A 12,149-nucleotide genomic window follows, 5' to 3' on the forward strand; every position below is an offset into this window, starting at 1 on the left:
CGCCGAGGATCGCCGGCATGCCGGTGCGCGCCGGGCATGTCACGCTGTACAATGCCGCGACGCCGACGATGCGTGAGACGCAGGATCGGCACACCCGGCTATACACTATGCAAAGACAAACGACATGCTGACTACCCTGCTCGACTGGTTCCTCCATCTTGACCGCCATCTGGCCCTGCTTGCGGCCGAATACCAGATGCTCGTCTACGTGATGCTGTTCGCGGTGATCTTCGTGGAGACGGGGGTGGTGGTGATGCCCTTCCTGCCGGGCGACTCGCTCCTGTTCGTCACAGGCGCACTGGCGGCCAAGGGCATGCTCTCGCTACCGGTGCTGATCCCGCTGCTGATCGTCGCGGCAGTCCTGGGCGACATCGTCAACTTCGCGATCGGCACCGTGTTCCGGGATCGGGTGAAGAATGGCTATCGGCTACGCTTCATCAAGCCCGAGCACATCGCCCATACCGAACGCTTCTTCGAACGCCACGGCCCCAAGACCATCGTGCTGGCGCGCTACGTCCCGATCGTGCGTACCCTGGCGCCCTTCGTCGCCGCGCTGGGCAGCATGCGCTACCGGACCTTCCTGTCGTACAACATCTCCGGCGGCACCCTGTGGGTGGTGTCGCTCACGGTGGCCGGTTATGCCTTCGGAAACATCAAGTGGGTCAACGACAACCTGACCGCGGTCATCATGGGCATCATCGTGCTGTCGCTGGTGCCGGGCATCCTGGCCTGGCTGCAGGAGCGTTACCGCAGCAAGAGCGCGGCCGGTCCCCAGGGCTGACCGGGCGCCTCCGGCGCCGCGTTTCTGCACCTCACCTCCCCATGCCCGGCCCATCGCCGGCCATGAGGAGGCGTCCATCCTGGCCGTGATATCGTCACGGCAACTCCGCCTCTCCCTGGTAGCCTTGCTGAAGGATTCCTAGCTTGGCCGTAGTCGTCAGCATCGAGGAATCGTTGTTCGCGCAATATACCGGTGGGTTAGTTACATTTCTTGAGATCGGTCCCGGGCCGGCGAGATCGGCATATCAGGATTGCAGGATAGGCGATTGCTCCGTCCATACCGGCACTCTACATTGGCCGTTCCGCTTCACAACGACAACACCAATGGAGACAAGATGATCGATGCCGAAAAAGGCCCGTGGAAATACCTGGTGATGTGGCTGCGCTTCTACTACGCGATCCACTTCCTCAAATCCGGAATCAACTACGCAGTGTTCGGGGTCATCCCCGATTTCAGCAAGGCGGGCGCGGTCGGCCCCTACCTCGCCGCGATGAACGATATCGGTTTTTACCCCTTCATCAAATACCTGGAAATCGTGCTGGGATCGATGTTGCTGTTCAATGTGCTGACGCCGTCGGCGCTGGCGGTCATGGCCGGCATCGCCTTCCAGATCGCCTACCTGAACCTGTTCGTCTCGCCCCACCCCCGGCAACTGTTCACGGGCACGCAGGAAGTGCTGCTGTGCGGCCTGCTCATTCTCGCCTACGGCAAGAGCTACGCTGAACTGTTCCGCGTGAAAGCGAAACCGGCCTTTCCCTGGACGACATAAGCCCCCCTCACCCCTCAAGGACCGACTCATGCACCATACCGCACGCTTCAAGGATGCCGTCATCGTGATCGCCACGGCAGCGATCTGGACCCTGGTGGTCATTGCCTTCTCCACCACCATGGGCTCGCGCCCCCTGCGCATCTACGACTGGGGCCCGCCGGTATTCGCCTGCCTGTTGACCCTGCTTGTCATGGCCAAAGACCGGCTCGCGGGAGGCAAGCCGCGCTAGCCGGGCGCCGGCTGCTGCGCCCTTGCGAACAGCATGCCGGCGGCCAGCAAGGCGCCCAGCACCCAGAACACCATCTGGGTGCCCCCGGCGGAACCGAGCGCCCCGACGCCGACCGGCAGGATGGTCTGGCTCGCATTGGCCAGCATCGAGCGGATGCCGATCGCCTCGCCGCCGCGTCCGGGCGGCGCGGCCTGGCCGATGGCGCTCATGATCATCGGCAGCGCGCAGCCCAGCGCCAGGCCCAGCACGAAAGCGCATGCCAGCAAGCTTGCCAGGGTGCGCGCCAGCGGCAAGGCCGGGTAGGCCGCCGCCGCCAAGCCCAGCGCCCCGGCCAGCACCTGCCAGGTTGACCAGCGTCGTGCCAGCGGCGGCAGGAATATGCGCACCACGAAGGTCCCGGCGCCGAAGACCCCCATCACCAGGCCGATGCGCGAGGCGGACAGTCCGAGCGCACTGCCGTGCAGCGGCATCATGAAGCTGAACAGGTCCCTACCCATCGACAGCAGCGCGCTGACCGCCAGCACCGCGCGCAGCGGCGCGTGGCGCAGCAGGTCCATGACCGACGCCCTGCCCTGCGGCCGCTCCGGCGCGGGCGTGCCCGCCATGCCGGCGCCCATCCTGGCCAGCGCCAGCAGGGCCAGCAGGGGCAAGACGGCCAGCGCAAGGAAGGTCCAGGCTCCGCCAGCCAGGTCGAGCAGGAAGCCGGCCAATACCGGGCCGGCGATGCTGGAGACGGAGTTGCCAAGCGCCAGCATCGAATAGGCGCGGGTATGCTGCTGCGCCGGGCCGCCATGCAGGACCGCATGGTGCAGCGCCACGTGCACCATCATGAATCCGCTGCCCAGCAGGACCGCGCTCGCGCCCAGGCCGCCGAGCGAGGGCAGCAGCGCCAGCAGCAGGCCGGCTTCCAGCAGCAGCAATGCGAGCAGGGTCGGCCTGAATGTGCCGCGGCGGTCGGTCCAGCGACCCGCATGCACCGACAGCAGCATCGGCACCAGCGCCAGCAGGCCGATCACCAGGCCCACTTCCAGCGGCGTCGCGCCGAGCCGGATCGCCGACAGGCTCAGCGCGACGCGCCCGCCACCGAAGGCGGTATGCGCCAGCACCATCAGCGCGACCAGTGCGGGCAGCTTCATACGGGGGGCTCAGGCAGGCAGCTCAGGCTTGCCGCGCGCAAGCGCGTTCGACCGGCGCGGCCTGGAAGCGCATCGAGAAGTCGATCGCGCGGATGTCCTTGATCAGGGCGCCGACCGAGATCCGGTCGACCCCGGTCTCGGCCAGTTCGCGCAGGCGCGCCAGCGTGACGCCGCCGGACACCTCCAGACTGCAGCGCCCGGCCGCCAGCGCCACCGCAAGCCGGATCTGCGCGGTCGACATATTGTCGAGCAGGACCATGCTCACCCCGGCCTGCAGGGCTTCCTCGAGCTGGTCCAGGGTTTCGACTTCGACCTGGATGAAACTCGCGCCCGCCCCCAGGCGCCGGGCGGCGGCGAAGGCCGCGCCCAGCCCGCCGGCAGCGGCGATGTGGTTTTCCTTGATCAGGATGGCGTCGTACAGGCCCATGCGATGATTGCGCCCGCCGCCGCAGCGCACCGCATACTTCTGCGCCGCCCGCAAGCCCGGAATGGTCTTGCGGGTGTCCAGGATCGCCGCCCCGGTGCCGGCCACCGCCTCCACATGCAGGGCGGTGCTGGTCGCCACCGCGCTCAGGGTCTGCAGGAAGTTCAGGCAGGTGCGCTCGGCGGTGAGCAGGCCGCGCGCCGGCCCCGCGATCTCGACGATGGCCTGGCCGGGCGCGCAGCGTGCGCCGTCGGCCACGTGCCAGGTGGCCACCGCGGACGGCGCCACCTGGCGCAGGGTTTCCATCACCCAGGGCTGGCCGCAGGTCACCGCCGCCTCGCGGCAGACGATGGTCGCGCGCGCCTCGCCGTCCGGCACCAGGGCCGCGGTCAGGTCGCCGCCGCCGACGTCTTCCGCGAGGGCGCGGTCGACGTCGGCCCCGACCTGCCGCAGCAGTTCCCGGTCGATGCCGGCGTGGGGGGCCGTCGGCATCAGATCACCACGCCGCGCGGCACCGGAATGCCGTACAGCGAGCCGGCATAGGCCGCGTACACCGTATCGTCGACGTTGCAGGCATGGCCCATGGCCACCGACAGGTCGCGCCAGGTGCGCTGGATCGGGTTGGTGACGCGGCTGGCGTTGCCGCCGGCATGCTTGAACACCTCGGCGGCCGCCTCGGCGGCGCGGCGCACGGCGCGCACCTGGTTGACGCGCGCCTTGTACTTCATCTCGCGGGTCACCTTGCCGCCGGCCAGTACCAGCTTGTAGATCTCGCCGATCTCGTTCACCACGTGCTGGCAGGAAGCGTCGATGTCGGCCAGGGCCGCGCCCAGCGAGGCCATGTGGTACGGATTCTGGGTCTGCTTCACGCCCATCCGGCTGACCCGGCTGCCGGTATAGTCGGCGAAATGCTTGACCACGCCGGCGGCGATGCCCAGCGTCGCGGCCGAGATCGCACCCGGGAAGAACAGGTCGAACGGAATCCGGTACAGCGGGCTGTCCGGGCGATGGCGCGCCGCGTATTCGCAGTCGTTCAGGGCCTGCACGTCATAGGTGCGGTAGTCCGGCACGAACACGTCCTTGACCAGCACGTCCTTGCTGCCGGTGCCCTGCAGGCCCATCACGTTCCAGGAATCCTGCAGGATCTCGTAATCGGCGCGCGGCAGCACGAAATGCATCAGCCGGGTGTATTCGCCGGCCGGGCCGCCGTCCTGCTCGGCCAGCACGCCCAGCACCGCCCAGGTGCAGTGGTCGGTGCCGGACGAGAACGGCCACTGCCCGTTCAGGATGTAGCCGCCCTCGACGCGGCGCGCGCGGCCGATCGGCGCGTAGGGTGAGGCGGTCCAGGTGTCGTGGTCCTCGCCCCAGACTTCTTCCTGCATGCGCGGGTCGCCCTGGCCGAACTGGAACGGGTGCACGCCGACCACCGAGCCGACCCAGCCCAGCGACGAGGCCCGGGAAGCCAGGTCGATCACGGTCTGGTAGAACTCGCGCGGGTCGGCCTCGAAGCCGCCGTACTGCCTGGGCTGCAGCATGCGCACCAGGCCGCTATCGCGGATCAGGCGCGCGCCTTCGTCCGTCACGCGGCCCAGTTCGATGCTGGGGACTTCCTGCTCGACGAAGCTGTCGATGTTGCCAATGATGGTTTCTCGTACCGGATGCATGTTGCGCTCCTTGATTCTAGGTCTTGCGATAGGTGTGATGGGCGGGTCGGGCTTCACGCCTCGTCCAGCTTCAGGGCGGTCAGTTCCGCGTGCTGGCGGCGATGGCCCCAGCTGCTCGGCTTGTCGTAGGTGCGCGGCGTCCACAGGTCCGGGGCCACGTCCAGTCCGCCCCAGCCATACTCGAGGCGGAAGCAGGACGGCGTGTACATGTAGAACGAGAACATCTGGTCGTTGCTGTGCTTGCCCAGGGTGGTCGTGATCGGAATCTCGCGCTGCAGGCAGATGTCGTGCGCGGTGCCGACGTCGTCGATCGCGTTCACCTCGATCATCAGGTGCAGGAAGGCCACCTCGCGGGTCGGCAGCGCGCTGATCGCCAGCGAGTGGTGGCGGCCGTTCAGGTGGTAGAAGTGCGCCACCAGCGGGCCGTCGCGCACCGTATCCGACGGGTAGAAACCCATCACGTCGCGGTAGAAACGGTCGCCTTCGTCCAGGTCCTTCACCGCCAGCACCACGTGGCCCAGGCCCTGGTCCGCGGTGCGAAAGCCCGAGATCGCGCGCCCCGGACGGAAGGCTGCCACGGTATGGTGCAGGCCCCAGCTCAGTTCATGGCGAAAGCCGGAAGGGTCCTTGAATCAGTAGAAGCCCTCGACCTTGCGCTCGGCGCATTCTTCCGGCGTGGCGCGGCAGGCCTCGATGACATGCGCGTTCACGCGCGCGGTCACCGCCCTGGCCGCGGCCTCGTCCTGCACGCTCCAGCCGATGTAGGCGACCGCATTGCGCTCGCCCGGGTGGATGACGATACGGTGGGCGACTTCGTCCAGGCGCAGGCGCACCGCGCCGTCCGGTCCGTGCCCGGCCGCCTGCAGGCCCAGCACTTCGGGGCCGAAACGTTCCCATTCCCGGTAGTCGGGGGAACGCACGCCCAGATAGGCAAGCGATTTGATCATTCGCTGTCTCCTCGTTTTCTTGATTTCAGGTTCTGGAATATTCGTCCAGGCCGGACGCGGCGTCGCCCGGCCCTGCCGGCATGCTCAGGCGGCCTGGCGCACCGCGACCGGATTGCCTTCGATGAAGGAATCGATCACGCGGTTGAATTCGTCGGTGTGCTCGAGTTGGACCCAGTGACCGCAGCGGTTGACCAGGTAGACGCGCGAATTCGAGATCATGCGCGCCAGCACCAGGGCCGAATTGAAGTGCACGGTGCGGTCGTCGCGGCCGTGCATCAGCAGGGTCGGAGCGGTGATGGTGGGCACGCGCTGCGTGTCCAGTTTGACCATCGGCTTGCCGTGGCCGCTCTTCCAGCCTTCGATGTGGTCGGGGCGCGCCAGCGCCGCCTTGACGCGTTCGGCCAGCAGCTCGTCGGTCACGTGGCGGGTATCGAAGGCCATGCCTTCGACGAACTTGCGCATGGTCTCGATCGAGGGATTGAAATAGGCCGCCTCCAGCGCCTTGACGCCTTCGCTCAGGCCGGCCGGATCGAAGATGCCCGGCACGCCGGCCGAGGAACCCATGGTAATCAGGTGCGACACCAGTTCCGGACGCTCGTAGGCCAGGCGGATGCAGGACGAGCCGCCCATCGAGTTGCCCACGAAGGCGGCCTGGGTGAGCCCTAAGGCTTCGAGGAATTCGGCCAGGGCGCCGCTGTTGTCGCGCTTGTCGTAGGTGACGGCCTGCGACTTGCCCCAGCCGGGCAGGTCGACGGCCAGCACGCGGTACTTGCGCGCCAGGGTGGCGATGTTGGGGTTGTAGTTGCTCCAGGCCGAGGCGCCGGGCCGCCGCCGTGCACCAGCACCAGCGGATGTCCCTGCCCCGCCTCGTGATAGTGGATGTCCCAGTTCTTGGTCTTGATGCGCTTGCTAGTGTTTTCTTCGGTCACGATCGCCACGTCTTCCTCCATTGAGCTTCAGATTCGGTTGCCTTCCGCGCGCCGGACAAGGGGTCCGCCGCGCAGTGGTCGAGACATATTAGCGGAATCTCCGTTCTAGAATCAACATTTTATTTTCGCAAAAGAAAAGGCCGGCGATTGCCGGCCTGGGAGGAGTCTGGAATGCGCGCGAGGCGCCGTATTCACGCCTTGGCGTCTGCCGGTTCCTGCTTGCGCCGCTTGCGCGCCGCGCCGCCCAGGGCAGGCAACTGCGCCTGGGCCTGTTCGACCAGGTGCGCCAGGCTGGAGGCCAGCATCGGCCGGAAGGCCTTGATCGTCTCGCCCGAGGCGCCGGCAATCGCGTTCCCGTCCTGCAGCGCCAGGGTAAAGCCGCTCAGGCGCTCGGGCAGGCCCGGGTCGTGGGCCAGCAGCGCTTGCGGCAGGGTCTTGCGCCACCAGGACGCGAATTCGGCGCGCTGTAATTGGCGGATGTGCAGGAAGCGCTCGCGCGCCACCTGCTCGCGCACCGACTTTTCCACGCTCAGGATCACGCCCAGGCGCCAGAAGTCCGCGGCGTCGTACTGGCGCTCGGCGTCGACGGCGCCGAACAGGCGCGCGATGTGCTCGCCGAAGCTTTCCCCGGTGCGCGGCTGCAGGGTGCTGGCCACCTGGCTGTGCCAGCGCGCGTAACTGGTTTCGATCAGCGCCGCCAGCAGCAGGTCCTTGTTCTCGAAATGCCAGTACACGCTGCCCACCGGCAGCTCGGCCTTCTTGGCCACCTTGGCCATGGTGGCGCCGCTATAGCCCTCGTCGCGGATCACCTCGAATGCGGCATCGAGGATACGTTCGCGCGATGCGGCGCTGGTGCGGTGTTCTCCGGAACGGCGGGGACGGTCGATCATGGACATAGGCGGTAGCACTCGGCTGACTGGAAAGAAAAAATGGTAACACGGGAGATTGCAAGATTACCACCGCAAAGGACGCTGCGAATGCCGCGCGCGCCGACTCGATGCCACCAGCTATGCGGCTTTGCGCATGCTCGGCACGAGCCATGCGGCGCACGCATAGCTAAAATGACCGTTCCCGCGTTGTTCGCTTCCCCTCGATACCAAAAAATAGCGTCATCCGGCGGCGCCTGCGCGTCCCACGTCCCACCCGTCAAGGAAACACATGAACAAACTGCAGCTCTCCGTGGCCATCGGCAATTACGACCGTTGCCGCCCCCTGATCGACGGCGCCGTCCAGATCGACGGCGTCGATCCCGTCTTCATGACGCTATCGCCCGAGGAGATCTTCTTCCGCGCCTTCCGCGCCGAGGAATTCGACATCTGCGAGCTGTCGCTCTCCAGTTCCACCGTCAAGGCCGCCGCCGGCACCCTGCCCTACGTCGGCGTGCCGGTGTTCCTGTCGCGCGCCTTCCGCCACACCGCGATCTACGTGCGCACCGACCGCATCAAGCGCCCCGAAGATCTGCGCGGCTGCCGCATCGGCCTGCCCGAGTACCAGCTCACCGCCAACGTCTGGGTACGCTCGATCCTGGAGGACGACTACGGCATCCTGCCCTCGGACGTGACCTGGGTGCGCGGCGGCATCTCGCATGCCGGCCGCCCGGAGAAGATCAAGCTGGCGCTGCCGCCGGACGTGCGCCTGATCGATGCGCCCGAGGGCGAGACCATTTCCAGCCTGCTGGCCAAGGGCGAGATCGACGCCTACGTGGCGCCGCGCGCACCCGATGTGGAGCCCGGCACGCCGAACATCGGCTGGCTGTTCTTGGACCCGGTGGCCGCCGCCAAGGACTACTTCCGCCGCACCCGCATCTTCCCGATCATGCACATCCTGGGCGTGCGCCGTTCGCTGGCCGAGCAGCATCCCTGGCTGCCGGGCGCCGTGTTCAAGGCCTTCAACCAGTCCAAGCACCTGGCGCTGGAGCACCTGGGCGAAACCTCGGCCACCAAGATCACCCTGCCCTTCGCCGAGGAGCGCCTGAAGGAAGCGCGCGAGCTGATGGGCGAGGACTTCTGGTCCTACGGCATCGACGAGAACCGCCACGTGCTGGACAAATTCTTCGACCACCACCACCGCCAGGGACTGTCCTCGCGCCGCGTGACCCCGGAGGACCTGTTCCATCCGGGTACCTTCGAATCCTTCAAGCTCTGAGGAGCCAGGCATGAGCGAATCGACCTTCAACCCTACCCGATCTGGCACGCGGCCCACCTCGCGCCGCTGTGGGACAGCCCGAACGCCCACAAGCCGCTGCCGCCCCCGGCCAGCGCCCACATCTGGCGCTGGACTGAAACCCGCCCGCTGGTCGACCTGGCTTTCAAGGAAACCTCGCCGGCGGCGGTGCAGCGGCGCGTGCTGCAGATGCTCAGCCCGCACGCCGCCTCGCTGGCCGACGAATTCACCTGCGGCAGCGTGCTGGCCGCGCTGCAGTGCCTGCTGCCGGGAGAAACCGCCCGCCCGCACCGCCATACCATGAACGCACTGCGCTTCCTGCTCGAAGGCGCCGGCGCCGTCACCCTGGTCGACGGCAAGGAATGCCCGATGGCCTTCGGCGACCTGGTGCTCACGCCCGGCATGTGCTGGCATGAGCACCGCCACGACGGCGAGGTGCCGGTGATCTGGCTCGATGTGCTCGACGTGCCGCTGCACCAGTACCTGGGCACCGTGGTGTTCCAGCCCGGCCCGATCGGAGAAGCGCCGATCACCATGCTTGACGCCTCCTTCATCGCGCCCGGCATCGTCCCGGAGCATATCCAGGGACGGCGCGACCACTCGCCGCTGTTCCGCTATCCGTATGCCGACGCGGTGCGCGCCCTGCAGCATGCGCCGCGCTCGCCCGACGGCGCGCGCCGGGTGCGCTACGTGAACCCGCTCGACGGCCAGGGAGCGATGCCGATGCTCGATACCGCCATGCTGCAGCTCGACGCCGGCGTGCGGACTCTGCCGGTCCGCAGCACCGCCAACCTGGTGTGCACCGTGGTCGAAGGCCATGGCGAGACCCGGATCGGCGAACAGCGCATCGCCTGGGGCCCGCGCGACACCTTCACCCTGCCCCAGCACAACTGGGCGTCGCACCACAGCGAAGACGGCGCGCGCCTGTTCGTCGTCTCCGACGCCGACGTGCTGCGCCGCCTCGGCCTGCTGAAAGAAGAAATCCAGGCAAGCGCCTGACACGTTTTACTGAGAAGAGATCACCATGAAAATCTGCTGGTACACCCAAGAACAACGCGAAGGAGCGCAGCTGGGCGCCGTCGTCGACGGCCGTGTCTACGACGTCAGCGCGGCCCTGCAGGCCCTGCCGCCGGCGCGCTACCCGGCCCTGCATGGCGACCTGCTGCTGGCCAACCTCGACCTGATACGCGTCGCCATCAACCAGCTGCTCCCTGGCGCCGCTTCGATCCCGGCCGAGCGCGCGCGTTTCCTGAGCCCGGTGGCCAACCCGGGCAAGATCATCGGCGTGCCGGTGAACTATGCCGACCACGTGGCCGAGGCGAATGCCGACCAGGCCACCTTCACTGACCGCTACAAGGGCGAGGTGCGCGAACAGGGCCTGTTCCTGAAGGCGGCCAGCAGCCTGGTGGGCCCCAGCGAGGGCGTGGCCCTGCGCTTCCCGCAGCGCCTGTCGCACCACGAGATGGAACTCGGCGTCGTGATCGGCAAGACCGCCGCCAATGTCTCCGTCGACGAGGCCCTGGACTACGTGGCCGGCTACGCGATCGCGCTCGACATGACCGTGCGCGGGCCGGAAGACCGCTCGCTGCGCAAGTCGGTCGACAGCTACGCGGTGCTCGGTCCCTGGCTGGTGACGGCCGACGCGGTGGGCGACGCCCAGAAGCTCGACATCCGCCTGGCGGTGAACGGCGAAGTGCGCCAGCAGGCCAATACCGCCGAGATGATCATCGGGATCGCCGAGCAGATCGCCTGGGCCTCCAGCTACTACACCCTGTACCCGGGCGACATCATCATGAGCGGCACCTGCGCCGGCGTCGGCCAGGTACTCCCCGGCGACGTGATGCAGTGCTTGATCGACGGCATCGGCGCGATGCGGGTCGACGTACGCGCCGCCCAGGACTGAGCCATGAACGCGCCCCTTCCACAATCCGCCGCCCGGCTGCAGGTGCGCCTGCAGTCGGTCAGCTACGTCACCCGCGACATCCAGGTGTTCGAGTTCGTATCGACAAGCGGCGCCACGCTGCCGGCGACGACACCGGGCGCCCACGTCGACGTCCACCTGGGCAACGGCATCACCCGCTCCTACTCGTTGCTGCAGGCTGAAGGCTGTCCCGAGCGCTACCTGGTCGGCGTCAAGCGCGACCCCAACAGCCGCGGCGGCTCGCGCTACATGCACGAGCAGTTGCGCGTCGGAGTCTCGCTCGAACTGTCCGGGCCGCGCAACCACTTCCCGCTGGTGGAAGACGCCGCGCACACGGTCCTGATCGCCGGCGGCATCGGCATCACCCCGATCCTGTGCATGGCCGAGCGCCTGGAAGCGATCGGCGCGTCGTTCGAGCTGTGGTATGCCAGCCGCTCGCGCGACGACCTCGGCTTCCTGCCCGCCCTGGCGCGCTTCGGCGAGCGCGTGCGCCTGCACGTGGACGAGGAAGCGGGCACGGTGCTCGACCTGGGCGCCGTCGTCGCGGCGGCCCCGAGCGGCAGCCACTTCTACTGCTGCGGCCCGGCGCCGATGCTGGCCGCCTATGAAGCCGCCACCGCGGGGTGCGCGCCAGGCACCGTGCACCTGGAGCGCTTCGGCGCCAGTCAGCCGGTCGCGACTGGCGGCGACGGCTTCGTGGTGCAGCTGGCCAGGCGCGGCGTCGAGCTGCGCGTGCCGGCCGGCGCCACCATCCTGCAGGTGCTGAAGGAGAACGGCGTCGCGGTCGATTCGTCCTGCGAGGCCGGCATTTGCGGCTGCTGCGAGGTGGCCGTGCTCGAAGGCGAGGTGGACCACCGCGACGAAGTCCTCACCGCCTCCCAACGCGCGTCCAACACCTCGATGATGGTGTGCTGCTCGCGCGCCACGTGCGAGCGCCTGGTGCTCGACCTGTAATTCTCCCCGGCCGCCAGCGCGGCCACGACAAATGCAATTCCTCCTTTACGCCGGGTTCGCCCGGCGTTTTTTTGTCCGCACGCTTCGCGTCCCTGTCCACGCCGCTGCCCGCACTTGTAGGGTGGGCGGCTCCACCGTTAACGGCAGTGGCTCGCCGTCGCCAGCGCCGCCCACGCGTTCAACCAGGCCATGATCGACCGCTTCGTCCATTCGCGGCCGCTTGAACGCGTGG

Annotated in this window: 14 protein-coding genes; 7 read left to right on the forward strand and 7 right to left on the reverse strand. The window is 67.8% G+C overall.

Features of this window, described 5'->3' with window-relative positions; translation table 11 throughout:
- Positions 1–124: 124 nt before the first annotated feature.
- From MasN3_RS15305 to MasN3_RS15315, 3 genes are all read left to right on the forward strand, one after another.
- On the forward strand, positions 125–781 hold the full coding sequence (locus MasN3_RS15305; protein WP_281908260.1) for a VTT domain-containing protein: 657 nt from the start codon (positions 125–127) through the stop codon (positions 779–781).
- Positions 782–1,115: 334 nt separating this feature from the next.
- Complete coding sequence (locus MasN3_RS15310; protein WP_281908262.1) at positions 1,116–1,550, forward strand: hypothetical protein; 435 nt, start codon at positions 1,116–1,118, stop codon at positions 1,548–1,550.
- A 28-nt stretch (positions 1,551–1,578) separates the two neighbouring features.
- Positions 1,579–1,779 carry a hypothetical protein gene (locus tag MasN3_RS15315; protein ID WP_281908264.1) on the forward strand — a complete coding sequence of 67 codons (201 nt, stop codon included), beginning with the start codon at positions 1,579–1,581 and terminating at the stop codon, positions 1,777–1,779.
- On the opposite strand, the gene MasN3_RS15320 is transcribed toward MasN3_RS15315, so the two are convergent.
- The 7 genes from MasN3_RS15320 to MasN3_RS15350 form a co-directional block, all read right to left on the reverse strand.
- The gene (locus MasN3_RS15320) at positions 1,776–2,915 is read right to left on the reverse strand and encodes an MFS transporter (RefSeq protein WP_281908266.1); all 1,140 of its coding nucleotides are present in this window, start codon (positions 2,913–2,915) and stop codon (positions 1,776–1,778) included. The two genes, MasN3_RS15315 and MasN3_RS15320, sit on opposite strands and share 4 nt — an antisense overlap.
- Before the next feature lie 22 nt (positions 2,916–2,937).
- The gene (gene nadC / locus MasN3_RS15325) at positions 2,938–3,831 is read right to left on the reverse strand and encodes a carboxylating nicotinate-nucleotide diphosphorylase (RefSeq protein WP_281908268.1); all 894 of its coding nucleotides are present in this window, start codon (positions 3,829–3,831) and stop codon (positions 2,938–2,940) included.
- Entirely contained in the window at positions 3,831–5,003 is a 1,173-nt protein-coding gene (locus tag MasN3_RS15330; RefSeq protein WP_281908270.1) for a hydroxylase, read from the reverse strand. The genes nadC and MasN3_RS15330 overlap by 1 nt, the downstream gene beginning before the upstream one ends.
- Before the next feature lie 53 nt (positions 5,004–5,056).
- Entirely contained in the window at positions 5,057–5,581 is a 525-nt protein-coding gene (locus tag MasN3_RS15335; protein WP_281908272.1) for a VOC family protein, read from the reverse strand.
- A 54-nt stretch (positions 5,582–5,635) separates the two neighbouring features.
- Complete coding sequence (locus MasN3_RS15340; protein WP_281908275.1) at positions 5,636–5,950, reverse strand: hypothetical protein; 315 nt, start codon at positions 5,948–5,950, stop codon at positions 5,636–5,638.
- A gap of 84 nt (positions 5,951–6,034) precedes the next feature.
- Entirely contained in the window at positions 6,035–6,838 is an 804-nt protein-coding gene (locus tag MasN3_RS15345) for an alpha/beta fold hydrolase (RefSeq protein WP_307730422.1), read from the reverse strand.
- 232 nt (positions 6,839–7,070) lie between these two features.
- Positions 7,071–7,769, reverse strand: a complete 699-nt coding sequence (locus tag MasN3_RS15350) for a TetR/AcrR family transcriptional regulator (protein WP_281908276.1) — start codon at positions 7,767–7,769, stop codon at positions 7,071–7,073.
- Between the two features lie 268 nt (positions 7,770–8,037).
- Here MasN3_RS15350 and MasN3_RS15355 point away from each other — a divergent pair, with 268 nt between their 5' ends.
- The 4 genes from MasN3_RS15355 to MasN3_RS15370 all read left to right on the forward strand — a co-directional run bounded on the left by MasN3_RS15355 (position 8,038) and on the right by MasN3_RS15370 (position 11,917).
- Positions 8,038–9,024, forward strand: coding sequence for an ABC transporter substrate-binding protein (locus tag MasN3_RS15355; RefSeq protein ID WP_281908277.1), 987 nt, complete (start codon positions 8,038–8,040; stop codon positions 9,022–9,024).
- A 207-nt stretch (positions 9,025–9,231) separates the two neighbouring features.
- On the forward strand, positions 9,232–10,041 hold the full coding sequence (locus MasN3_RS15360; protein ID WP_281914520.1) for a cupin domain-containing protein: 810 nt from the start codon (positions 9,232–9,234) through the stop codon (positions 10,039–10,041).
- 25 nt (positions 10,042–10,066) lie between these two features.
- Positions 10,067–10,945, forward strand: coding sequence for a fumarylacetoacetate hydrolase family protein (locus tag MasN3_RS15365; RefSeq protein ID WP_281908278.1), 879 nt, complete (start codon positions 10,067–10,069; stop codon positions 10,943–10,945).
- A gap of 3 nt (positions 10,946–10,948) precedes the next feature.
- Positions 10,949–11,917, forward strand: coding sequence for a PDR/VanB family oxidoreductase (locus MasN3_RS15370; RefSeq protein WP_281908279.1), 969 nt, complete (start codon positions 10,949–10,951; stop codon positions 11,915–11,917).
- Positions 11,918–12,149 lie beyond the last annotated feature (232 nt).

The sequence above is a fragment of the Massilia varians genome, assembly GCF_027923905.1.
GTDB lineage: Bacteria > Pseudomonadota > Gammaproteobacteria > Burkholderiales > Burkholderiaceae_D > Telluria > Telluria varians_B.

What these genes read in the sequence shown, in the direction of transcription:
- MasN3_RS15365 (WP_281908278.1), top strand. Translation starts at nt 10,067, where the DNA reads ATGAAAATCTGCTGGTACACCCAAGAACAACGCGAAGGAGCGCAGCTG.
- MasN3_RS15315 (WP_281908264.1), top strand. Translation starts at nt 1,579, where the DNA reads ATGCACCATACCGCACGCTTCAAGGATGCCGTCATCGTGATCGCCACG.
- MasN3_RS15340 (WP_281908275.1), bottom strand. Translation starts at nt 5,950, where the DNA reads ATGATCAAATCGCTTGCCTATCTGGGCGTGCGTTCCCCCGACTACCGG.
- MasN3_RS15360 (WP_281914520.1), top strand. Translation starts at nt 9,232, where the DNA reads ATGCTCAGCCCGCACGCCGCCTCGCTGGCCGACGAATTCACCTGCGGC.
- MasN3_RS15330 (WP_281908270.1), bottom strand. Translation starts at nt 5,003, where the DNA reads ATGCATCCGGTACGAGAAACCATCATTGGCAACATCGACAGCTTCGTC.
- MasN3_RS15320 (WP_281908266.1), bottom strand. Translation starts at nt 2,915, where the DNA reads ATGAAGCTGCCCGCACTGGTCGCGCTGATGGTGCTGGCGCATACCGCC.
- MasN3_RS15305 (WP_281908260.1), top strand. Translation starts at nt 125, where the DNA reads ATGCTGACTACCCTGCTCGACTGGTTCCTCCATCTTGACCGCCATCTG.
- MasN3_RS15350 (WP_281908276.1), bottom strand. Translation starts at nt 7,769, where the DNA reads ATGATCGACCGTCCCCGCCGTTCCGGAGAACACCGCACCAGCGCCGCA.
- MasN3_RS15310 (WP_281908262.1), top strand. Translation starts at nt 1,116, where the DNA reads ATGATCGATGCCGAAAAAGGCCCGTGGAAATACCTGGTGATGTGGCTG.
- MasN3_RS15370 (WP_281908279.1), top strand. Translation starts at nt 10,949, where the DNA reads ATGAACGCGCCCCTTCCACAATCCGCCGCCCGGCTGCAGGTGCGCCTG.
- nadC (WP_281908268.1), bottom strand. Translation starts at nt 3,831, where the DNA reads ATGCCGACGGCCCCCCACGCCGGCATCGACCGGGAACTGCTGCGGCAG.
- MasN3_RS15355 (WP_281908277.1), top strand. Translation starts at nt 8,038, where the DNA reads ATGAACAAACTGCAGCTCTCCGTGGCCATCGGCAATTACGACCGTTGC.